The sequence below is a fragment of the Mycobacterium sp. E2699 genome (assembly GCF_001666745.1).
Lineage (GTDB): Bacteria > Actinomycetota > Actinomycetes > Mycobacteriales > Mycobacteriaceae > Mycobacterium.
In genome coordinates, this window is the sequence record NZ_LZJH01000054.1 from 53,620 (window position 1) to 74,499 (window position 20,880).

Here is a 20,880-nt window from a genome sequence, read left to right on the forward strand (position 1 = left end):
AACGGGAGCCCGAACGCGGCCGGCGACGTGTGCCGGTCGGTTCCCGCGGTGCGCCGCCCGGGCCTTGCGGATTCGGGACCAATTCCTCTGCCGGAATCCGGCGAAACGCCACTAATCTCATGTCTGCCTTGGTGATTCGCATCAAGGACCGTTACAGGGACGTTAACACTGGGTGGCCGCAAGCCCACGAAGCGAGGAGCCCGTCGTGCCGAGTGAGCGCATGGCCGACCGGTTGCAGGGCACCCCGCACGGCGCACGGCCGTCGGCCGAGACCGACAGCGACCGGCGACTGGTGGGTCTGCTCGGCCGGGTCGACGGCCTGCTGGCCCGATTGTCGGATGCCGAACTCTCCTGGGCAGAATGGCTGTCCGCCGTCGCGCCCGAGCACCGGCCGAGCGCGCGGAACCTGGTGCACTACTGGGCGATTCGCCAGTTCGACCTGCGGGACCTGCAGACGGGCCTGGCGGTGTTCGGCCTTTCTTCCCTGGGCCGCAGCGAATCACACGTCCAGGCCACGCTTTCAGCCGTTCGCTCGGCGATCGCCGCCATCGTGGCGGGAAAGTGGCAGCCGCCGCCACCGTCGGCGGTTCCCATCGAGCAGGGGCCGGAGATATTGCGGCGGCGCACGGTCGAGTTGCTGGGCTCCCAGCCGCCGCATCGCGTGACGCGCATCATGGTCACGCTCCCCTCGGAGGCCGCGACCGACGCCGACTTGGTCCGCGGGCTGGTGCAGCGCGGAATGAACATCGCACGGATCAATTGCGCACACGACGATCCACCGGCGTGGCGGGCGATGGCACACCACGTCCGGGACGCGGCGGCGCGTTCGGGTCAAACATGCCTGGTGGCAATGGATCTGGCGGGGCCAAAGCTACGGACCGGTCCACTGGAGCCGGGACCCCGTGTTGTCAAACTGCGTCCGCGGCGCGACACCCTCGGCCAGGTCGTCACCCCGGCGCGGGCGTGGCTGACGTCGACCGAGGAACCGATGCCCGCTCCCGAAGCCGGCATGACGGTGGTCACGGTGCCGCGACCGTGGCTGGCCGGCCGCGCCGCCGGCGACGTACTGGTCTTGCGGGACGCGCGCGGGTCCGCGCGTCGACTGGCGCTCGAGGTGGTTGACGAGCCCGCTTCGGGTGGCTTCGTGCTGACCGCGCGCAAGACCACGTACCTGGAAACCGGAACGGTGCTGCGGGCCGACGGCGGCGGGGAACCGACCGAAGTGGGTCCGCTCCCCGAGACGGAGCAGAGCTTGGCATTGCGCGCGGGCGGCCTCTTGCAGCTGACCCGCGACTGCTCACCGGCCCCGGTCGCCCGGGGCCAGGCCATCCCTCGGATCGGTTGCACGCTGCCGGAGGCCTTCGACCACGCCCAGCCGGGCGATGCGGTCCACTTCGACGACGGCAAGATCGGCGGGCGGGTGCTCACGGTCGACCGTGACGTCCTCACCGTGCGCATCGATCACCCCGAGCAGGGCGAAGCCCGCCTGAAGGCGGGCAAGGGCATCAACATGCCCGACACCGACTTGCCGATCTCGGCGCTCACCGAGCGCGACGTCGCCGACCTGTCCACCGTGGTGGAACTGGCGGACCTGGTCGACATGTCGTTCGTTCGCATCCCGGCCGACGTCGAGCGGTTGCTGGGTGAGCTCGATCGCCTCGGTGGAGACGATCTGGGCATCGTGCTCAAGATCGAAACCCGGCGCGCCTTCGAACACCTGCCCCAGCTACTACTCACCGCGATGCGCCGGCCGCGGGTCGGGGTGATGATCGCCCGGGGCGATCTTGCCGTCGAGTGTGGCTACGAGCGGATGGCCGAGCTGCAGGAAGAGATTCTGTGGCTGTGCGAGGCCGCCCACCTCCCGGTGATCTGGGCGACCCAGGTACTGGAGCAGCTCGCGAAGACCGGGCACCCGTCGCGCGCGGAGATCAGCGACGCGGCGATGAGCGAGCGGGCCGAGTGCGTGATGCTGAACAAGGGCCCGTACCTCGACGACGCCGTCACCGTGCTCGACAACATCATGCGGCGAATGGCGGAGCACTACTACAAGAAGAACGCGTTGTTGCGTCCGTTGCGGTCATGGTCGGCGGCGCGACCCGAGCGCTTCGACGATGAATCGGGTGGTGCGTTCGGCCCGGCGCCGTGAATACTGTTGCGGCTCAGACAATATCGGAAATACCACGCCGCCGACGATCGCGTCCGCGGCTGATTCGGCCGCGGCCGCATCGACGCCGTCGGCGATCAGCCGGGCCCGTACGCTGTCGTGCAGCGGTGCGCTGAACCCGGCGCGCAGCTTGACCGCGGTGTCCTCGTGCTCCATGCCGGCGACCGTCAGTATTCGCAGCATGGCCATGCCGCGCGCCGTCGTCAGGCTCGCGACGAGCTTGCCCACCCACCGCACCAGGTCTGCGGACACGTCATCGGTGTGGTCGACCGAGGCCAGGATCTTGTCGGCATCCTCCAGCATGACGTCGGCGACGAGCGCGGGGCGGCTCGGCCACCAGCGATAGATGGTTTGCTTTCCCACGCCGGCCCGGGCCGCGACCGCCTCGATGGTCAGGCCGTCGAATCCGCGCTCGAGCAGCAGCTCCCTCGTGGCGGTGACGATGGCCGTGCGCGATTTCTCGCTGCGGCGCCGTGGCGGGCCCGCCCGGACGAGATCGCTTGGCATGTGGTGATCCTCACTGCTGACTGGCCCGCTTTACATATCCTGACCCGCCCCGTAGTCTGCCACAAGACGAGACGGTTCGTCTTGTATGGGGAAAGGGTAGCGGTCTTCGATGGCGTGTCGTCTCAGCCGCGCGGGGCCCCCATGACGCTGGGCCTCAGCCCGGAGCAGCAGGCCCTCGGCGACTCCGTCGTCCAGTTCGCTGCTCGGCACGCCCCGATCGCCGACACCCGCGCCAGTTTCGACGCGCTGGCCGCGGGGCGGCTCCCGGCGTGGTGGGACTCCTTGGCCGCAAACGGTTTTCACGCGGTACACCTCCCGGAGCGCCTCGGCGGCCAGGGCGGACGACTGATCGACGCCGCCTGCGTCCTGGAAGCGGCGGGCAAGACGTTGCTGCCGGGACCGCTGCTGCCGACGGTGACGACGGGAGCCGTTGCGCTGCTGGCCGATCCGACACCGGCCGCCGAATCATTGTTGCGTGATCTCGCATCCGGTTTACCCGCGGCCCTCGTCCTTCCCGACGGCAGCGACTTCCGGGTCAGCGCCGACGGCGACGGGTGGTTACTCAGCGGGGAGTCGGACGTCACCGCGGGCCTGTGTTCGGCGGGGGTGATCCTGGTCGCCGCCCGGTCGGAGGGCGGCGACATCGTCTGGGTGTCGGTCGACACCGAAAACTCGTCGGCCGTTGTGGAATCGATTCGCGGAACCGACCTGGTCTGCGATGTCGGAATCTTGCGGCTGAACGACTATCGCGGCCCCGGGTCCGCGGCGTTGACCGGTATCGACGCCGAACGCGCGCGGTGCGTCGCCGTGGGGCTGGTGGCCGGCATGACGGCCGGCATCGCGCAGTGGTGCGTCGAAGCGGTCACGGCGCACCTGCGCACGCGGGAACAGTTCGGCAAGGTGATCGGGACCTTCCAGGCGCTGCAGCACAGCGCGGCGATGCTCTTGGTCAACAGCGAGTTGGCGACCGCGGCGGCCTGGGACGCCGTGCGTGCCGTCGACGAGCCGCCCGACCAACATCGCCTGGCCGCAGCCGGGGCCGCGGTGACTGCCGTCTCGCCGATCCCGGATCTGGTGCTCGATGCCCTGACGATGCTCGGCGCCATCGGTTTCACCTGGGAACACGACGTGCACCTCTACTGGCGGCGGGCGATCAGCCTGGCGGGATCGATCGGTCCGGCTAATCGCTGGGCCCGGCGCCTGGGTGAACTGACGCGCACCCGGCAACGCGACATGTCGGTCAATCTGGGCGACGCCGAGTCGGACTTCCGGTCCTGGGTCTCCGAGACGCTGGATGCGGCAATGCAGTTGCGCAACGACACACCGGCTCCGCACGGCGATTACCCGGACCAGGCCTCCGGGCCGCAGCGCACACTGCTCGCCGACGCCGGTCTGCTGGCGCCGCACTGGAAGGCGCCGTGGGGCGTCGATGCGGGTCCGCTCAAACAGCTCATCATCGACGAGGAGTTCGCCAGGCGACCCGGGCTGGTGCGGCCGTCGCTCAACATCGCCGAGTGGATCCTGCCCTCGGTACTCGCCGCCGCGCCAAAAGAGCTGCAGGAAAGGCTGATTCCGCCGACCCAGCGCGGCGATATCCATTGGTGCCAGCTGTTCAGTGAGCCGGGAGCCGGCTCGGACCTCGCGTCGCTGGCCACCAGGGCGACCAAGGTCGACGGCGGCTGGCGGATCAACGGCCACAAGATCTGGACGTCGCTGGCGCAGTACGCCGACCTGGGAGCGCTGCTGGCGCGCACCGACCCCGAAGCGAGCAAGCACCGCGGCATCGGTTACTTCATCGTCGATATGAAATCGCCCGGCGTCGAAATCCAGCCCATCAGGACGGCGACCGGTCAGGCGCACTTCAACGAGGTCTTCCTCAACGACGTCTTCGTCCCCGACGAGATGCTGCTGGGCGGTCCCACCGACGGCTGGAGCCTTGCGATCGCCACGATGGCCGAAGAGCGTTCGGCCATCAGTGGATACGTCAAGTTCGACCGTGCCGTCGCGCTCCGCCGGCTCGCCGCGCAACCCGGTCCGGATCGTGACGACGCGCTGCGTGAGCTCGGCGAACTCGACGCCTACGCCAACGCCATCCGGGCGCTCGGCGTGCGGGAAACCATTCGGCTGCTCGACGGACAGGCATCCGGCCCGGCGTCCAGCATCGCCAAGGTCGCGATGAACGTGTTGCTGCGCCGTACCTTCGAGGCCACCCTGCAGTTGACCGGTCAGGTGGCGATGGTCGATGACGCTGACGCCGCGGTCGTGGAACCCTACCTGCATCTCCCGGCCGAGCTGATCGGCGGCGGAACGAGGGAGATCCAGCTGAACATCATCGCGCAGATGATTCTCGGGCTACCCCGGAAATAAGGACACAGCATGGGATTACGTGGAGAAGCCGCGATCGTCGGCTACGTCGAGCTGCCGCCCGAGCGGCTGGCCAAGGCCACGCCGGCGCCCTTCGTGCTCGAACAATGGACCGAACTCGCCGCGGCCGCGCTCGCGGACGCCGGATTGCCGGGTGACGTAGTCAATGGCATCGCGGCCTCGCACCTGGCCGAGTCGGAGATCTTCGTACCCTCGACGATCGCGGAATACCTCGGCGTAGGAGCAAGATTCGCCGAGCTGGTGGACCTCGGCGGGGCCAGCGCCGCCGCGATGGTCTGGCGTGCGGCCGCGGCGATCGAGCTCGGCATCTGCGACGCGGTCCTGTGCGCACTGCCCGCCCGCTACATCACGCCTTCGTCGAAGAAGAAGCCCAGGCGGATCGTCGACGCGATGTTCTTCGGCTCGTCGAGCAACCAATACGGCTCTCCCCAGGCCGAATTCGAGATCCCGTACGGTAACCTCGGCCAGAACGGCCCCTACGGCCAGGTGGCCACGCGCTACGCCGCAGTCTACGGTTACGACGAGCGGGCGATGGCCAAGATCGTCGTCGACCAGCGGGTCAACGCCAACCACACCGAGGGCGCGATCTGGAAGGACAAGCCGCTCACCGTCGAGGACGTCCTCGCCAGCCCGGTCATCGCCGACCCGCTGCACATGCTGGAGATCGTGATGCCCTGCGTCGGGGGCGCCGCGGTCGTCGTCGCGAACGCCGACCTCGCCAGGCGGGCGCGCCACCGTCCGGTATGGATCAAGGGATTCGGCGAGCACGTGCCGTTCAAGACGCCCACCTATGCCGAGGACCTGCTGCGCACCCCGATCGCCGCGGCCGCCGACACGGCCTTCGCCATGACGGATCTGTGCCGCGACGACATGGACATGGTGTCGATCTACGACTGCTACACCATCACCGTGCTGCTGTCGCTGGAGGACGCCGGGTTCTGCGAGAAGGGCAAAGGCATGGAATTCGTGGCCAACCACAACCTGACCTTCCGCGGCGACTTCCCGCTGAACACCGCCGGCGGCCAGCTGGGGTTCGGCCAGGCCGGACTGGCGGGTGGCATGCATCACGTGTGCGACGCCACCCGCCAGATCATGGGCCGCGCGGGCGCCGCCCAGGTCGCCGACTGCAACAGCGCCTTCGTGTCCGGCAACGGCGGCATCCTGTCCGAGCAGACCACGCTCATCCTGCAGGGGGACTGACGATGGACTTCGAACGGCCCATGCCCGTCAAAACTCCCACCACAGCGCCGTTTTGGGATGCGCTGGCGCAGCACCGCATCGTCGTCCAGTACTCGCCGTCCTCCGAAAGCTATGTGTTCTACCCGCGGGTGCGCGCACCGCGCACGCTGGCCGACGACCTGGAATGGCGCGAGATCTCCGGCATGGGAACGCTGTACTCGTTCACGGTCGCCCGCCGACCCGTCGGCCCGCACTTCGCCGACGCCGTCCCGCAGCTGCTCGCCATCGTCGAATGGGACGAAGGCCCGAGGTTTTCCACCGAGATGGTCAACGTCGATCCCGACGACCTGCGGGTCGGGATGCGGGTGCGCCCGGTGTTCTGCGACTACCCAAAGCACGACGTCACGATGCTGCGCTACGAACCCGCCGACGTTTAGCGCGTCGAGATCGACGTTGTCGACACGTCCTCTCGAACTTTTGCACGCTGCCGTCGATCTGGTTGTGAAGCGCCGGGATTCAGCGCAGTCGCTCGGTCGGCACCCCGTAGCGGTCCTGGTAGGCGCGCACCCTCTCGCGGACCTCGCCGGCGTCCAGGCCGGTGTCGGCCCACGTGTAGCGACTGGCGCCGCCGTCGCCCGGATGGGTGGCGAGGAAGTCCCGCATCCTCTGCGCGGCTTCGGGTTTCAGTTCGCGGCCCAGCCTCTGGTAGATGTCTTTGATGGTCGTCCACGGGTCGTTCACGAAATCGGTGAACAACACGTCGATCACGCGTCCGGACGGGATGGCGCCGGCCTCGCGCAGCGCCATTTCCCGATCGAGGCCGACGACGATCTCCTCGTAGGACTGCGCGGCGCATTCGGCGATGTTCGACTCGTCGCTGCCCATCCGCCGGAGGTGGTGGGTCAGCGCGGCGATGGACGAGATGACATTGAGGGGGTCGCGGTGCGTCTGGACGATCAGCGCGTCGGGGTACTCGGCGAAAAGGTCATCGAGATGCCACAGGTGCGCGGGCGATTTCAGCAGCCACTGCCCGGGAACGCCGGACTGCAGGTGCTGCAGGAAGATTCGGTGGAACCGGTAGGCGCTGGCATGATCCGCCTCATACAACAGCCAACGGTAGTAGCTCGGCACGCGGTACTGCACCGAATAGATCATGCTGGTGAACTCGCTGGCGGTGATGCGCACGCACTCCTGCCCGACGAGAGCGCCCATCGGGTGGAATGCCAGGAAGCCGGGGATGATCTGTTCGGAGAACTCGATGCCGGCCTGCGTCGAAGCGATGCGCGGGTCGGTGTGATAGGTCCCCGGCTGTGGGACCGGACAGGGCGCGTCGACCTCCCACGTCAGCGGCGCCCGCAGATCGGGGTCCTGGGTGAGCAGGTCATAGAGGATCGTGGTGCCGGTGCGGGGCTGGCCGACGATGAAGATCGGCGCGGTGATCGGCTTGGCGGCGATGTCGGGATGCGTGTTGCGCCAGTCGATCACACCGAGCCGGTTCTTCAGGGCACGCATGATGTCGAGGTGCGCGATCTCCACACCGATGGCCGAGAGTCGCGCTTCGTCGACCAGCGCGTCGGTGAGGCGCTGCAGCCCGGCCTGCCACCCATCCGCGCCGAAGTCGTCGCTTCCGGCCTCCTCGCAGGCGGTGGCGATGAGTTGTTCCGGGGCGAACCGTTCCCGCAGGGTCATGGCCGCTCCTTTCGCTCGCGGACCGAGACGGAGACGTCGGGCGGGCTGGGGTTGTCCAGCCAGCGCACGACGATGAACCCGCGGTGCCGTCCGCCGGTGTCGAGCCAGTGACCAAATCCCATGTCCTCCGCGGAGATTGCGATGCGCACCCGACCGTCCGCGTCGGGGCGCACGGCACGATTGGTGACCGAGCTGTGCCGGCGCCGCGGCTCCAGGCACTCGTGCCAAAGGCTTTCCAGCGTCACGTTCCAATAGCGCGTATCGGGTGGCGCGATGTCGAGCACCAACGCCTGGCCCGGATCGAGGCGGAAGGTCCCCATCATGTACAGGTTGTCCGGGGTGGTGTCGGCGGCGCCGAGATCGGCCGCCTCGGCGGTCAGCAGGGTGTTCGGCTTGTCCAGGAGCTCGGGCTTGATCGTGCGGTGCATCGTGACGAGCTTCATCAGCGTCCACGCCATCGCGGTGAACTGGTCGGCGAGCTCGACGTCGGTCAGCGGTGTCACCGGTCCGGCGTCGAGGGCCGCAATGTTCAGGGTGCTGAGCCGCTCGCGGGCGCGGTCACCGATGTACTCCCGGACGACGACCGAGGACGCATCGTCGGGAATCTTGACCCATTGCGCGCCCGCGAGATCGGCGGGCTCGTCCGTCGAGAGCACGAGGGCGAATTCATCGCCGTTGAGCGCGAGGTCGGTGTCGCTGAGGTAGTTGGCCATTCGCCGCGGGGTCATCCCGGTGCCGGCGAGGACCTGGAAGCCGAGGTATGCAGTGGTGCCCCGGGTGCCGGTGATCCGGTAGCGCCGGTCGCCGCGGATCATCGCCAGGTAGTAGTTGCCGTCGGGGTTGGGTCCGCCGATCATCCTTGTGTCCGAGCACATGTCGAAGAAGGCCGGCCGGTCGGGATCGGCCTCGACGGACAGTTGCGAGCACAACGACGAGACGCGGGCGATGACCCGCAGTCCCTCGAGAAGTTCGCGTTCCGATTCGGCGTCCTCGGTCACGATCTTGGTGACGTCGGTGACCATCTGCTGGAAGAACTGCCACGCCGCGCGCGCCTTCGGCGCGGCTGGTTCTGACGACACCGGCGCCTGGATATCTGTCATATTCTCCTGCTTCCCGCTAGCCCTTAGAGATGCTGCTCCGGCATGGCGTCGAGGACAAGAGGGCCTGCCGGTTCAGTGCCTGGTTTGGGGCAGCGGGTTGCGTGTGGTGCCTACGAGCAGAAGTCGCACCAATCGGGTTGAAGAGGAGGCGGATTGTCTCCGTCCCAAACACCGCTGGGCAGGTGGCCCTTGTACGGAACGTTGCCTTTTCCGTTCGCCACCCAGTACCAGGTGTGGCAAACGTTCATGTCCCATTGGTAGGCAACGCCTGGGCCCGTATGAGGGCCCACGGTGGCGTGGTACACCATGGAATCGCCCGGGCACCAGCGGTACGGGCCGGGGGAGTCGGCCTGGGCGGTGCCCGCGCCGAGAACAAGGCTGGCCAGCCCCAGGCAGCCGGACGCCAACAGTGTCGTTGCGGCTCCCGCGATTCCTCGCTTCATGGCTGAGTCCTTTCGCCGGTGTCTCATGGCGGGCGTTGTCAGGCAAGCAAATACCGCCGGTGCTGCTACCGATCCCAACATGAGGGCAACTGCCCTGCTCGGCCGCTTACGGACTAATAGTCCGGCGCTCGAGAATCGAGCAAAAATGCGGCCGGCGGAGGCGGGCCCCGGCGCGGGAGCCTATATCCACGGACGCCATTAGGAGCCAGCCATTTTCGCGCGCCGCCGCTCGCCCCCACGGCAACGCCGAGCGTTGACACTGTGACTCACCTCATTGTCTACTAGTCGATAAGCGAGGGAGTGGGCCATGAACAAGGATGATCTGATCCTGATCAGCGTGGATGATCACATCGCCGAGCCGGCCGACATGTTCGACGCGCATGTCCCCGCCAGGTTCAAGGACCGTGCGCCGCGGGTCGTCACCGAACCCGACGGCGTCGAGCAGTGGTATTACGGTGAGGTCCGGGGGCGGAACATGGGCCTGAACGCCGTCGCCGGCAAGCCCCGCGAGATGTACAACATCGACGCCTCGCGCTACGACGAGATGCGGCCGGGCTGCTTCAACGTCGACGAACGGGTCCGCGACATGAACGCGGGCGGCCAGCTCGCGGGCCTGAACTTCCCGAACTTCACCGGCTTCTCGGGTCAGGTTCTCAACCAGGGTCCCGACCGCGACGTCAACCTGGTGATGATCAAGGCGTACAACGACTGGCACGTCGACGAGTGGTGCGCCGCCTACCCGGGCCGGTTCATCCCGTGCGGCATCCTGCCGCTGTTCGACGTGGCCGAGGCGGCGAAGGAAGTGCAACGCCTGGCCGACAAGGGCTGCCACGCCGTGACGTTCTCGGAGAACCCGGAAGCCTTGCAAATGCCCAGCATTCACACTCGCTACTGGTATCCGCTGTTCGAGGCCGCCTGCGAGAACAAGACGGTGCTGTGCACGCACGTCGGTTCGGCGTCGCGATCGCCGCAGGTGTCCAGCGACGCCCCGCCCAGCGTGCAGATGACGGCGTCATCGATGATGAGCATGTTCACGTTCACCGAACTGCTCTGGGCCGAGTTCTGGGAGGACTTCCCGCAACTGAAGTTCTCCCTCACCGAGGGCGACGTCGGCTGGATCCCGTACTTCCTGTGGCGCGCCGAGCACGTCTACAACCGGCACTCGGGCTGGACCCTCGCGAAGTTCCCGCCCGGCTACAGCGGACCCAGCGACGTGTTCAAGCGCCACTTCTACACCTGCTTCATCAGCGACAAGGTCGGGGTGCGCAACATGGACTGGTTCAACGAGGACATGCTGTGCTGGGAGTCCGACTTCCCGCATTCCGACAGCAACTGGCCGTTCGCACCCGAGGACGTCATCGAGACGATGGGCCATCTGGACGACTCGGTCATCAACAAGATCACCCACGAAAACGCCATGGCCGCATACTCGTTCGACCCGTTCCGGTACATCCCCAAAGAGCAAGCCCGCGCCGGCTACCTCCGCGCGGAGGCCACCGACGTCGACGTGGTGACCCATGTCGGCCGCCGGGCCGGCCAGCGTGACCGCGACGCCTGGACCCGGATGACGCAGTTCGCCCTCCAGTCGCAGGTGACGGCCGAAGCTTCTGATATTTCCCGGCGATCCGCCGGGTTCCGTGCCACCACCCTGGGCAACTGAGCGTGGCCGCCCGGGCGCCGTTCGCCGGCTGGCGGGTGCTGGAGCTGTCCAACGGCATCGCGGTGTCCTACTGCGGCAAGATGCTCGCCGACGCGGGCGCCGAGGTCGTGAAATTCGAATCAGGCCAAGGCGATTCGATGCGGAACTGGTCCGCCAGCCCCGGCGGTCCCACCGGGGCGCTGTTCGGCTACCTGGCGGCGGGCAAGAAATCGGTGAACAGCGACGCGGAGGCGACGGCGCTGCTGGCCGGCGCCGACATCGTACTCACCGACCTGACCGACGGCTGGCGCATCGACGACATCACGGCCCGCACCGGCCCGTCGGCGGTGGTGGTCGCCGTGACGCCGTTCGGCATGACGGGTCCCTACGTCGATGACCGGGTGGTGGCCAACGAGTTCATCCTGCAGGCGTTGTGCGGCTCGATCGCCAGCCGGGGCTGGCCTGGAGAGGAGCCGGTGCAGGCCGGCGGGCAGCTGGGCGAGTGGCTGGCGGGCACCTTCGCCGCGGCGGTCGCCGCCGCCGCCGCACGCCATGCCACCCGCGGCGGGCGCGGCGAGGTCGTCGACGTCTCCACGTACGAGGCGATGGTCATCGCGATGGGCGGGCTGTCCACCATGTCGGCCAGCGTGCTCGGCGCCGATTCCCTGCTGTACCAACGCAGCCTGGAACTGCCGTCGATCGTTCCCACCGCCGACGGCATGGTCGGGTTCTGCACCATCACCGCGCAGCAGTTCCAGGACTTTCTGGTGATGATCGATCGCGCCGACCTGGTTGACGACGCCGAGTTGGCCTCGTTCGCCGGCCGCGTGGAACGGCGCGACGAGTTCCTCGGCATGGTCACCCGGTGGACCATGTCCCGCACCACCCGGGAGATCGTCGACATCGCCGTGGCGTTCCGCATCCCGGTGGCCCCCATCGGCACCCCGGCCACGTTGCCCACCGTCGACCACTTCGTGCAGCGCGGCGTCTTCGTCGACTCAGAGGCCGGAGTGCTGCAGCCCCGAGTGCCATACCGCAGCGCGGCGATGGCGACCGCGCGGCCCGGGCGGCCTCCGGGTCACGGCGCCGACAACGGCCGCGTCCACTGGCCTGCGCGACCGGACCGTCGTCGCCCGGACGCGGGCGCGCTTCCGTTGTGCGACATCCGGGTCACCGACCTGACCGCGTTCTGGGCGGGACCGGTCGCCACCCAGTTCCTGGGGGCGCTCGGCGCCGACGTGATCAAGCTCGAGGGTGTACGCCGCCCCGACGGCATGAGGTTCTCGGCCGGCCGCCCGCCCGACTGGGACCGGTGGTGGGAGTGGGGCCCGGTGTTCTTGTGCAGCAACAACAACAAGCGCGACCTGAGTCTGGAGCTGAGCACCGCCACCGGGCGCGCCATCGCCTTGGAGCTCATCGCGGCAAGCGATCTCGTGATAGAGAACTTCTCGCCGCGGGTGATGGACAATTTCGGTTTGACCTGGGACGCAGTCGCCGCGGCCAATCCGCGCGCGATCATGGTCCGGATGCCGGCGTTCGGCCTCGACGGACCCTGGCGCGACCGCGTCGGCTTCGCCCAGACCATGGAACAGGCGACGGGCATGGCATGGATGACCGGACACGCCGACGGCCCGCCGGTGATCCCGCGCGGGGTGTGCGACCCGATCGCGGGGCTGCACGCCGCGTTCGCCGCGATCGCGGCGCTGGCGATCCGCGACCGGGACGGGGCCGGGATGCACGTCGAATCGACCATGGTCGAGGCCGCGCTGAACGTGGCGGCCGAGATGTTGGTAGAGTACACGCACAACGGAATCGAGCTGTGCCGGAACGGAAACCGGGGGCCGGGTGCGACCCCGCAGGGCGTCTACCCGTGTCCGGGTGACGACGAATGGGTCGCGCTGGCCGCGCTGGACGACACGGCGCGCGTGTCGCTGGCGCGGCTGATCCACCGACCCGACCTCGGTCCGCGCGAGGCCGCGTGGCGGGAAGCCGCCGACGACATCGACAAGCTGATCTCCGATTGGACCGCGCGGCACCCGGTGGCCGAAGCGGTCGCGGCGCTGCGGGGCGCCGGCGTGGCCGCCGCCCGCGTCACCGCGCCCGCCGCCTTGCTGAGCGACCCCCAACTGCTCGCCCGCGGCTTCTGGGAAACCGTCGACCATCCCGTCGCAGGCTCCTTCCTGTGCACGGGCATGCCCTTCGCGTTCGTCGGCGAGCACCGACGCTGGATCCGACGCGTGCCGCCACTGTATGGGCAGCACACCGACGAAGTGCTGACGGGCATTCTGGGACGCGGCCCACAGGAAATACTCGGACTGCGCGCCGCGGGGGTCACCAGCGTGCGTCCGGCGGGACTGTGAAAGTGGCCGTGACGCTGTGTGTTCCGCCGCGCGCCGGCGAGCTGTGCGCACCGGTGCGGTTCCTGGTGCGGCAGGACTCGGTGGTGATGGAGCTGACCGCCCGGCACCGGATCACCGGCGTCGAGTGGGACCAGCGCGAACGGGCGGTGGCGATGATCGTCGAGATCACCGACCCGCAAACGGCCCGGCCCGTCGACGTGCGAATCGACGTGGTCGAGCCCGGCACGGCGCGCGCCGCGGGGCGGGCCACGACGATCGGGACCATTACCCGTGAGGGGCGGGAATACGACGTTGTGGGCACCTACCTGGGAGTGGTCGCGGATGAAAACTAGCCCGGCGAAGCGAACCGCGGCGATCGTCGGGGTGCACAACACCCGGCAGGGCCGCCGGCTGGACGGCGAAACCTCGCGAGGCCTGGCGCTCAAGGCGATTCAGGGCGCGCTCGACGACGCCGGCCTGAGCCTCGACGACGTCGACGGGGTCAGCGCGGGGCCGCTGTCCACGACGTTGATCTACGACCTGCGCCTCGGGCCGGCCTGGCAGGGGCTCGCGTTCGGGGTCGGCATGATCACCGAGGCGGCCACCGCGATCGAACACGGCATGGCCGACGTCGTCGTCCTGGTCGCCGCGCAGGCGGGGGAGTACCGCGATCACGAGGCCACGGCGCCGTGGACCCGGCCCGAGAACGAATTCGTGGCCCCTTGGGGAATGTTCACCACCGCGGAGTTCGCGCTCATCGCCCGGCGCCATATGCATGTCTACGGCACGACGCGCGAGCAACTGTCGACCGTCGCGGCAACCATTCGCAACAACGGATCGCGCAACCCCGAAGCCGTCTACTACCAACGGGGACCGTTCACGCCAGAGGACATCACCGCGTCACGGCCGATCGCCGACCCCTTCCACCTTCTCGACTGCGCCACCACCTCCGAGGGCGGATGCGCGCTGGTCGTGGCGAACATCGGCACGGTAGAGGTTGCCGGCCAACCGATCTACGTGTTGGGCAGCGGTGCGGACTTCCACGGCCCGTCGTATCAGCACCCGCCCGCGTGGGACCTGGCCGGTCGGCGCGGCGATCACGTGAACGGCGTGGTCGGCAGGCGCGCGGCGGAGCGCGCGTTCAGCCAGGCCGGGCTGCGTCCGGACGACGTGGACGTGCTGGAACTTTACGATCCGTTTTCGTTCGAAATCATCCGCCAGCTCGAGGCTTTCGGATTCTGCGGCGATGGCGAGGGCGGTCCGTTCGTCGCCGACGGTCACATCGCCATCGACGGCAGCCATCCGGTCACCACCGACGGGGGAACCATGTCATTCAGCCACGCGGGCTCCAATCCGCAGATGATGCAGCGGGCCATCCGCGCCGTCCAGCAGCTGCGCGGCCAGGCCGGTGACCTCCAGGTGCCCGACGCGCATGTTGCGTTGTGCAGCAACGGGGGGGCCGGCGCCTTGTTCACCACCGTCCTGATCCTCGGAGACGAACGGCCATGACGACAGAATCCCTGCGACCGCAGACCGGCCCCGTGCCGCACGCCGCCAGCCAGCAGAGCATCCCCTTCTGGCAGGGCTGCCGGTCCGGGGAGTTGCGCTACCAACGCTGCGAGGCGTGCGGCCTCGCGAACTTTCCGCCGACCGAGCATTGCCGCCAATGCCTTTCGGCCGAGCTGCACTGGGAACGCGGCGGCGGCCTCGGCGAGGTGTACAGCTGGACCCTGGTGCATCGCGCGGTGACCCCGGAGTTCGAACCGCCCTACGCGCCGGCGATCGTCACGCTCGACGAGGGCTACCAGATGCTGACCAACCTCGTCGGTGTAAACCCGGAAGACCTGGCGATCGGCTTGCGGGTGCAGGTGCAATTCCACGCCGTGGGCGCCGACGTGACCCTGCCGTATTTCACCGGATTGCCATGAGTGTGGCGCGCACCAGCAACGGCCTGCCGGTGACCGCCTACCTGGTCCTGGGCGTGCTGGCGGCCAACGACGAGCAACTCACCGCCGGCGAGGTGAAGATGCGGGCCGAACTGTCGGTGGGCCACTTCTATTGGTCGCCGTCGGTGAGCCATGTGCGGCGCGAACTGAACCGGCTGTTGGCGCGTGGGATGGTCAGCGAGATCGGAGCCCGATCGGGCAAGCGTGCCATCACGCTGTACGAGACCACGGACGCCGGAGCGGATGCGCTGCGCCGCTGGGTCCAGCACTTTCCGGATCAGGATCAGGTGGTGATCAAGCACCCGGTCATCCTGCGGACCTGGCTCGCCCGCGGCGAGGAGCCGGAACGTGTGATCGACGCGCTGGAGCGGCATCTCGTGGCCACCCGGGATCGGCTGGACGAGGCGCTGTGGTCGAGGCAGCGCTCCCGCGAGCTCGGCATCGTCGACGACCCGGACCAGCGCTTCTCGTTCGCGGTCCTCGACTACGCGATCCGCGGCCTGTATGCGGAAATCTCCAACATCGCCCAGCTACGCGACGAGATCGCCAGTGGCACAAGCCGGGACCCCGTCAAACGGGTGCGACGGTCGAAGGGGCAGATCCGCCGCCGGGCACGCCGGGAGCCGGGCTAGACCGACGGTGGTGACCCGCAGCGCTAGGCCGACGGTGGCGACCCGCAGCGCCCGGCTACGCCGCGCTTGCGATACGCGGTGCCGCGCGCTGCGCGCTCCCACAGGACTTCGCCCTCGCCGGCCACCGTTCCCTCGGCGATCAGCTGGCGCTTGAGCACCTTGTGGGTGGCGGTGCTGGGGAGGTCGGCGGCGATGCGGACATAGCGCGGCCAGGCCTTCGGGGACAGGTCGGGCTGCGCGCCCAAAAACGCCTCGAACTCGTCGGGCCGGAGCTGCGCGCCGTCGTTGAGGACGATCGCTGCCATCACCTGGTCCCCGACCCGCTCATCGGGGACGGCGTACACCGCCGCGCGGTTGATCACGCTGTGCCGCAACAGGATTCGTTCGATGGGCGCCGCGGCCAGATTCTCGCCGTCGACCCGCATCCAGTCAGCGGTGCGGCCGGCCAGGTAGATCCAGCCCTCGGCGTCCCGGTAGGCGAGGTCGCCGGACCAGTACATGCCGTGGCGCATCCGTTCGGCGTTGGCGTCGGGGTCGTTGTAGTAGCCGGTGAAGAAACCGGATCCGCTGGTGTTGACCAATTCGCCCACGGCCTCGTCGGCGTTGGCCAGCGCGCCCTTGGCGTCGAAGCGCGCGACGGCGCATTCGGTGACGGTTTCGCTGTTGTAAATCGCGACCCCCTCGACGCCCCGGCCGATCGAGCCGTTCGGCGTGCCGGGTTCGCGGATCACGATGACCGCGTTCTCCGTCGAGCCGAACCCGTCCTCTACCTGAACCCCGAACCGGCGCGCGAACTCCTCGATGTCCTTGTCGTTGGCCTCATTACCGAACGCCACCCGCAGCGGGTTGTCGGCGTCGTCGGGACGCTCGGCGGTGGCGAGAATGTAGGCGAGGGGTTTCCCGACGTAGTTCATGTAGGTGGCGCCGTAGCGGCGGATGTCGTCGAGGAAGTTGCTGGCCGAAAATTTCGCCGGCACGATCGCGGCGCCGGAGACCACGGCGGGCGCCCATCCGGCCACGACGGCGTTGGAGTGAAACAGCGGCATTGACACGTAACAGGTGTCCTGTGCGGACAGCGCGAAGCGCTGCACCAGGTTGATACCGGCGAACGTCGCCATCAGGTGGGATACCTGCACCGCCTTGGGATTGCCGCTCGTTCCCGAGGTGAAGATCATCATGAACGCGTCCATCGCGGTGACTTCGCGATGCGGGACGAATTCGCCGGCGCCGCCGAGGAATTCGGCCCACTGCGGCGCCGAGGTGTCCAGGATCCGGGTTCCCTCGAGGTTCATACCGTCCAGCAGCGGCCGGTGCTCGGCATCGGTCACGAGGAACTGACAGTGCGCCCGCCGGACGTCCGCGGCCAGGGCCTCGCCGCGCCGCGTGGTGTTCAGGCCGCACAGCACGTAGCCGCCGAGCCCCGCTGCCGCCATCTGTGCCAGCATCTCGGGGGTGTTGCCCAGCAGGGCGCCGACGTGCAGCGGCCGTTGCGGGTCGGCGGCGGCGATGAAGGCCGCGGCGCGCGCGGTCGATCCGGCCAGGTACTGGCTCCAACTCCATTGCAGGGTACCGTGTTTGACCGCGACAGCCGGGTCGGACAGGCGCTTGCGCAGCAGCGCCTGAATCGTGTCGTCAGCCATCGGCTCGGTCCACCTCCACTACGAGACGAGACGGTCCGTCTTATAGTAGCGGGCGGCTCCGCTCGCGGTTATGGCGGACCGCAGGCGTGACAACACCTTGTGTTGTAGAAGTTTTCATGCCCATTTCGGCGAGGGTTCCCCATCGAAGACCGTGTACATAACCGGTCTGGTTGCATATGCGGGCCATCATTGGCTCATGCTGTTCGAGCTGCACAGGTCGCTGGTCGTGCTGAGGAATCGAGTGCGCCAATTCCGTCGCGAATTCTCACAATCCCGAACGGTCCCAGACCGCGTCGAGCGTGGGGCGTATGCACTCTTTTCCAAGGATTTTCGTGCATATCCCCCACGTTCGGCGAACCTGAGTGAGGCCGGCCCCCCGATTAACGACTCACGACGCTAGCCGCCCACCATCATCAGGCCCCCGTCGACGGCGAGCAGCTGCCCGGTGATGAAGTGTGAACCGGCGCCGGCCAGAAAGACCAGCATCGGCCCCACGTCTCGCGCCGGCTCGCCCAGCGCCCCGCCGATCGGGATCATCATCTGCATCTGTTGGTCGATGAGGGCGCCGGCCTCCGGGCCGAGGAATTCCCGGAAGCGGGCGGAGCCGGGTGTCTGCACCGCCGGTGCCAAGGCATTGACCGTGATGTTGTCGGCGCCCCAGGCTTTCGCGGCCGATCGCGTCCACGCCTGTACCGCGCCCTTGGTCGCGGCGTAGACCGCCGAGATGGCGCTGCCCATCACGGCTTCGGATGATCCGAAGTTGATGATCCGGCCACCCTTGGGATCTTGGCCCTTCATCACCGCGTAGGCGGCCTGGTTGGTGAGGATCGTCGCTTTGACGTTGGTGTCGAGCAGGAACGAGATGTCGTCGACGCCGATGTAGCCAGGGATGCCGGCCTGCCACAGCCCCGCGGCGTTCACCAGGACGTCGAGCCCGCCGAGCCGCTCGGCCGCCTGCTGGACCATCGCCGAAACGGCGTCGGCCTCGCGAACGTCGCACTGCAGCCAGGTGGCCGCGAGGCCGTCCGGCGGCGGGGTCCGGTGGTAGGTGCCGACGACCTCGGCCCCCGCGTCGGTGAGGACCCCGATCGCGGCCGCGCCGATGCCGGTCGCTCCGCCGGTCACCAGGATCCGCCGGCCCTGCAGCACGTTTTGCATGACCGAGAGCGTAGCGCCCGCAAGCGCCGGCGGGCCCTAGGTGCGCACGGCGATGGACGACAGCAGGTCGGCGAGCCGTTGCGGCTGGTCCACCATCGAGAAGGTGCGCGCCCCCTCGATGACCTCGAGGCGGGCGTTGGGGATGGTCGCGGCCAGCCGTTCGCCGTCACCAAGCTCGAAGAACACGTCGTCGGCCGACCAGGCGACGAGAGTGGGTATCTCGATCTCGGACAGCCGGGCGGCGACACCGGTGGTCACCTCGGTGCGCAGCGACAGGGTGAACCGGCGCAGGTCTTCGGCGATGGCCGGATCGGATAGCCCCGGGCGCACCCAGGCCTGGGTGAGGTCGTCGATGTTGCGATGCGCCAGGCCGTCGAACGCGCGCTTGCGCGCGGCGGGCGCCCGCATGGCCTGGGCGACCGCCTTGAACATCGTCTTGGACTTGGCCGCCAGGATCACCGGCTTGAGGATCGGCGGCGGAAAGTGTTCGAAGGCATCGCAACTGGTGAGCACGAGCGCGCCCAGCCGCTCGGGACGGTGCACCGCGACGAGTTGCGTGACGACCCCGCCGGTGTCGTTGCCGACCAGCACCACGTCCTCGAGCTCGAGCGCGGCAAGCACATCGGCGACGATGCCGGCCACGCCGGTGATGGTGCGGTCGGCGCCGGGGCGCAGGGGCTGCGGGTGCGCGCCCAGCGGCCAGGTCGGGGCGATGCAGCGCAGGCCGAGCCGCGCGAGCCGTTCACTGACCTGGCGCCAGAGTTGGCCGCCCATCATGTACCCGTGCACGAACACCACGGGCCTGCCGTTCTCGGGGCCGGTTGCTTCGTAATGAATGGTTCCGGCATTAATGTCGATCGTCGACATAGCTGACCCCACCTTCGAGATACACTTACAAACAGGCTGTCTGTTCGTAAGTTACCAACAGGCTGTATGGAAATCAAGAGACGGACCCAGGAGGAGCGCTCCGCGGCGACCCGCGACGCGCTGATCTCGGCTGCCCGCAAGCTGTGGGGCCTGCGCGGGTACGCCGAGGTCGGGACCCCGGAGATCGCCGCGACCGCGGGCGTTACCCGCGGCGCGATGTACCACCAGTTCGCCGATAAGGCAACGCTTTTCAGTGAGGTGGTCGAGGCCGTCGAGCAGGACGTGATGGCCCGGATGGCCACGCTGGTGGCCGAGTCGGGGGCGACGACGCCCGCGGACGCGATCCGGGCCGCCGTCGATGCCTGGCTCGACGTCTCCGGCGACCCGGAGGTGCGCCAGCTGATCTTGCTGGATGCGCCCAGCGTGCTCGGCTGGCCCGCCTTCCGCGACGTCGCCCAGCGCTACAGCCTGGGCATGACCGAACAGCTGCTCGCCGAGGCCGTCAAGGCCGGCCAGCTGGCCGAGCAACCGATGCGACCGTTGGCGCACATACTCATCGGCGCGCTCGACGAGGCGGCCATGGTCATCGCCACCGCCGACGACCCGAGACGCGCGCGGCGCGAGACCGGAGAGGTGCTGCACCGGCTCATCGACGCGATGCTGAACGGGTAGTCAGGCGCTTGGCGGATGCAGCCACACGAACTGCTTGAGCTCCCGTGCCGGCAGCCGGAAATATGATGGAACTGCTTGCAGCACAGCCGGGCTCATGGGGATGATCTCCGGGCGTTCGAGGCTGAAGGTGCGCCCGTGCCACGTCAGGGCCGCGCGACCGGAAGCCATGAGGTTTCGGCACCAATCCACGTCGGCGCCATACGACAACCCGATGACGAACCCGCCCTCGTAAGGGAAGGCGCCCACGGGTGTCACGTACGTGCGACCGGTACGACGCCCGACGTGTTCGAGGAGCGCATACGGTGAATGCGGCCTGCCCGCAATCGGGCCAATGATCTTGTTGTACGGCTTGAGCAATGTGGGTCGCAGCCGTGGGTCGTGCTGCACGACCTTCGCCACCGCATAACTGACCAATAGCCACATCGCCGCCACGGCGCCCAGCGTCAGGCTGAGCCTGTAGACCACCCGAAACAAGGGGGATGCCAGCCCAGTTCGCATACGGGCAGCGTATCTGCCGGCG

General features: G+C 68.3%; 19 protein-coding genes. 11 read left to right on the forward strand and 8 right to left on the reverse strand.

Annotated elements, in window-relative coordinates; all coding sequences use genetic code 11:
* Positions 1 to 220 precede the first annotated feature (220 nt).
* Positions 221 to 2,146, forward strand: a complete 1,926-nt coding sequence (locus A5696_RS07295) for a pyruvate kinase (RefSeq protein WP_082968947.1) — start codon at positions 221 to 223, stop codon at positions 2,144 to 2,146.
* On the opposite strand, the gene A5696_RS07300 is transcribed toward A5696_RS07295, so the two are convergent.
* The gene (locus tag A5696_RS07300; RefSeq protein ID WP_067875646.1) at positions 2,078 to 2,671 is read right to left on the reverse strand and encodes a TetR/AcrR family transcriptional regulator; all 594 of its coding nucleotides are present in this window, start codon (positions 2,669 to 2,671) and stop codon (positions 2,078 to 2,080) included. The two genes, A5696_RS07295 and A5696_RS07300, sit on opposite strands and share 69 nt — an antisense overlap.
* Before the next feature lie 141 nt (positions 2,672 to 2,812).
* On the opposite strand from A5696_RS07300, the gene A5696_RS07305 reads away from it, so the two are divergent.
* From A5696_RS07305 to A5696_RS07315, 3 genes are read left to right on the forward strand one after another with little or no spacing between them, the layout of a single operon-like run.
* Positions 2,813 to 5,038, forward strand: coding sequence for an acyl-CoA dehydrogenase (locus A5696_RS07305; protein ID WP_067875649.1), 2,226 nt, complete (start codon positions 2,813 to 2,815; stop codon positions 5,036 to 5,038).
* A 9-nt stretch (positions 5,039 to 5,047) separates the two neighbouring features.
* On the forward strand, positions 5,048 to 6,256 hold the full coding sequence (locus A5696_RS07310; RefSeq protein WP_067875652.1) for a thiolase family protein: 1,209 nt from the start codon (positions 5,048 to 5,050) through the stop codon (positions 6,254 to 6,256).
* A 2-nt stretch (positions 6,257 to 6,258) separates the two neighbouring features.
* Positions 6,259 to 6,672, forward strand: coding sequence for a Zn-ribbon domain-containing OB-fold protein (locus tag A5696_RS07315; RefSeq protein ID WP_067875655.1), 414 nt, complete (start codon positions 6,259 to 6,261; stop codon positions 6,670 to 6,672).
* 79 nt (positions 6,673 to 6,751) lie between these two features.
* Here the strand turns inward: A5696_RS07315 and A5696_RS07320 are convergent, their stop codons facing one another.
* The 3 genes from A5696_RS07320 to A5696_RS26955 all read right to left on the reverse strand — a co-directional run bounded on the left by A5696_RS07320 (position 6,752) and on the right by A5696_RS26955 (position 9,467).
* Positions 6,752 to 7,924, reverse strand: a complete 1,173-nt coding sequence (locus A5696_RS07320; protein WP_067875658.1) for a sulfotransferase — start codon at positions 7,922 to 7,924, stop codon at positions 6,752 to 6,754.
* Positions 7,921 to 9,024, reverse strand: a complete 1,104-nt coding sequence (locus A5696_RS07325; protein WP_067875660.1) for a DUF1214 domain-containing protein — start codon at positions 9,022 to 9,024, stop codon at positions 7,921 to 7,923. Before A5696_RS07325 ends, A5696_RS07320 begins: the two co-directional genes overlap by 4 nt.
* A gap of 110 nt (positions 9,025 to 9,134) precedes the next feature.
* Positions 9,135 to 9,467: a hypothetical protein gene (locus A5696_RS26955; RefSeq protein ID WP_082956536.1), complete on the reverse strand. Its 333-nt coding sequence runs from the start codon at positions 9,465 to 9,467 to the stop codon at positions 9,135 to 9,137.
* A 307-nt stretch (positions 9,468 to 9,774) separates the two neighbouring features.
* Here A5696_RS26955 and A5696_RS07330 point away from each other — a divergent pair, with 307 nt between their 5' ends.
* From A5696_RS07330 to A5696_RS07355, 6 genes are read left to right on the forward strand one after another with little or no spacing between them, the layout of a single operon-like run.
* Entirely contained in the window at positions 9,775 to 11,127 is a 1,353-nt protein-coding gene (locus tag A5696_RS07330; RefSeq protein ID WP_067875663.1) for an amidohydrolase family protein, read from the forward strand.
* A gap of 2 nt (positions 11,128 to 11,129) precedes the next feature.
* Positions 11,130 to 13,466, forward strand: a complete 2,337-nt coding sequence (locus A5696_RS07335; RefSeq protein ID WP_067875666.1) for a CoA transferase — start codon at positions 11,130 to 11,132, stop codon at positions 13,464 to 13,466.
* Positions 13,467 to 13,468: 2 nt separating this feature from the next.
* Positions 13,469 to 13,798 (forward strand): hypothetical protein, encoded by a 330-nt coding sequence (locus tag A5696_RS07340; RefSeq protein ID WP_067875668.1) that lies wholly within the window; start codon positions 13,469 to 13,471, stop codon positions 13,796 to 13,798.
* Positions 13,788 to 14,954: a thiolase family protein gene (locus A5696_RS07345; protein ID WP_067875671.1), complete on the forward strand. Its 1,167-nt coding sequence runs from the start codon at positions 13,788 to 13,790 to the stop codon at positions 14,952 to 14,954. The genes A5696_RS07340 and A5696_RS07345 overlap by 11 nt, the downstream gene beginning before the upstream one ends.
* Positions 14,951 to 15,373 (forward strand): Zn-ribbon domain-containing OB-fold protein, encoded by a 423-nt coding sequence (locus tag A5696_RS07350; RefSeq protein ID WP_067875674.1) that lies wholly within the window; start codon positions 14,951 to 14,953, stop codon positions 15,371 to 15,373. The genes A5696_RS07345 and A5696_RS07350 overlap by 4 nt, the downstream gene beginning before the upstream one ends.
* Entirely contained in the window at positions 15,370 to 16,023 is a 654-nt protein-coding gene (locus tag A5696_RS07355; protein ID WP_067875675.1) for a PadR family transcriptional regulator, read from the forward strand. The genes A5696_RS07350 and A5696_RS07355 overlap by 4 nt, the downstream gene beginning before the upstream one ends.
* 23 nt (positions 16,024 to 16,046) lie before the next feature.
* Here A5696_RS07355 and fadD1 read toward each other — a convergent pair whose 3' ends face one another.
* The 3 genes from fadD1 to A5696_RS07370 form a co-directional block, all read right to left on the reverse strand.
* A complete protein-coding gene (gene fadD1 / locus A5696_RS07360) occupies positions 16,047 to 17,663 on the reverse strand; it encodes a fatty-acid--CoA ligase FadD1 (RefSeq protein WP_067875678.1) in 1,617 nt (538 codons plus the stop codon).
* Between the two features lie 396 nt (positions 17,664 to 18,059).
* Complete coding sequence (locus tag A5696_RS07365; RefSeq protein ID WP_067875681.1) at positions 18,060 to 18,821, reverse strand: SDR family NAD(P)-dependent oxidoreductase; 762 nt, start codon at positions 18,819 to 18,821, stop codon at positions 18,060 to 18,062.
* 36 nt (positions 18,822 to 18,857) lie between these two features.
* The gene (locus tag A5696_RS07370; protein ID WP_067875684.1) at positions 18,858 to 19,688 is read right to left on the reverse strand and encodes an alpha/beta fold hydrolase; all 831 of its coding nucleotides are present in this window, start codon (positions 19,686 to 19,688) and stop codon (positions 18,858 to 18,860) included.
* 66 nt (positions 19,689 to 19,754) lie between these two features.
* Here A5696_RS07370 and A5696_RS07375 point away from each other — a divergent pair, with 66 nt between their 5' ends.
* Positions 19,755 to 20,360, forward strand: a complete 606-nt coding sequence (locus A5696_RS07375; RefSeq protein WP_067875687.1) for a TetR/AcrR family transcriptional regulator — start codon at positions 19,755 to 19,757, stop codon at positions 20,358 to 20,360.
* Here the strand turns inward: A5696_RS07375 and A5696_RS07380 are convergent, their stop codons facing one another.
* The gene (locus A5696_RS07380) at positions 20,361 to 20,858 is read right to left on the reverse strand and encodes a nitroreductase family deazaflavin-dependent oxidoreductase (protein WP_156738288.1); all 498 of its coding nucleotides are present in this window, start codon (positions 20,856 to 20,858) and stop codon (positions 20,361 to 20,363) included.
* Positions 20,859 to 20,880: the final 22 nt, after the last annotated feature.

Excerpts from the sequence above, each read along its gene's own strand:
- A5696_RS07310 (WP_067875652.1), top strand. The coding sequence starts at position 5,048 with ATGGGATTACGTGGAGAAGCCGCGATCGTCGGCTACGTCGAGCTGCCG.
- A5696_RS07315 (WP_067875655.1), top strand. The coding sequence starts at position 6,259 with ATGGACTTCGAACGGCCCATGCCCGTCAAAACTCCCACCACAGCGCCG.
- A5696_RS07345 (WP_067875671.1), top strand. The coding sequence starts at position 13,788 with ATGAAAACTAGCCCGGCGAAGCGAACCGCGGCGATCGTCGGGGTGCAC.
- fadD1 (WP_067875678.1), bottom strand. The coding sequence starts at position 17,663 with ATGGCTGACGACACGATTCAGGCGCTGCTGCGCAAGCGCCTGTCCGAC.
- A5696_RS07370 (WP_067875684.1), bottom strand. The coding sequence starts at position 19,688 with ATGTCGACGATCGACATTAATGCCGGAACCATTCATTACGAAGCAACC.
- A5696_RS07350 (WP_067875674.1), top strand. The coding sequence starts at position 14,951 with ATGACGACAGAATCCCTGCGACCGCAGACCGGCCCCGTGCCGCACGCC.
- A5696_RS07355 (WP_067875675.1), top strand. The coding sequence starts at position 15,370 with ATGAGTGTGGCGCGCACCAGCAACGGCCTGCCGGTGACCGCCTACCTG.
- A5696_RS07325 (WP_067875660.1), bottom strand. The coding sequence starts at position 9,024 with ATGACAGATATCCAGGCGCCGGTGTCGTCAGAACCAGCCGCGCCGAAG.
- A5696_RS07330 (WP_067875663.1), top strand. The coding sequence starts at position 9,775 with ATGAACAAGGATGATCTGATCCTGATCAGCGTGGATGATCACATCGCC.
- A5696_RS07300 (WP_067875646.1), bottom strand. The coding sequence starts at position 2,671 with ATGCCAAGCGATCTCGTCCGGGCGGGCCCGCCACGGCGCCGCAGCGAG.
- A5696_RS07375 (WP_067875687.1), top strand. The coding sequence starts at position 19,755 with ATGGAAATCAAGAGACGGACCCAGGAGGAGCGCTCCGCGGCGACCCGC.
- A5696_RS07295 (WP_082968947.1), top strand. The coding sequence starts at position 221 with ATGGCCGACCGGTTGCAGGGCACCCCGCACGGCGCACGGCCGTCGGCC.
- A5696_RS07320 (WP_067875658.1), bottom strand. The coding sequence starts at position 7,924 with ATGACCCTGCGGGAACGGTTCGCCCCGGAACAACTCATCGCCACCGCC.
- A5696_RS26955 (WP_082956536.1), bottom strand. The coding sequence starts at position 9,467 with ATGAAGCGAGGAATCGCGGGAGCCGCAACGACACTGTTGGCGTCCGGC.
- A5696_RS07365 (WP_067875681.1), bottom strand. The coding sequence starts at position 18,821 with ATGCAAAACGTGCTGCAGGGCCGGCGGATCCTGGTGACCGGCGGAGCG.
- A5696_RS07305 (WP_067875649.1), top strand. The coding sequence starts at position 2,813 with ATGACGCTGGGCCTCAGCCCGGAGCAGCAGGCCCTCGGCGACTCCGTC.
- A5696_RS07380 (WP_156738288.1), bottom strand. The coding sequence starts at position 20,858 with ATGCGAACTGGGCTGGCATCCCCCTTGTTTCGGGTGGTCTACAGGCTC.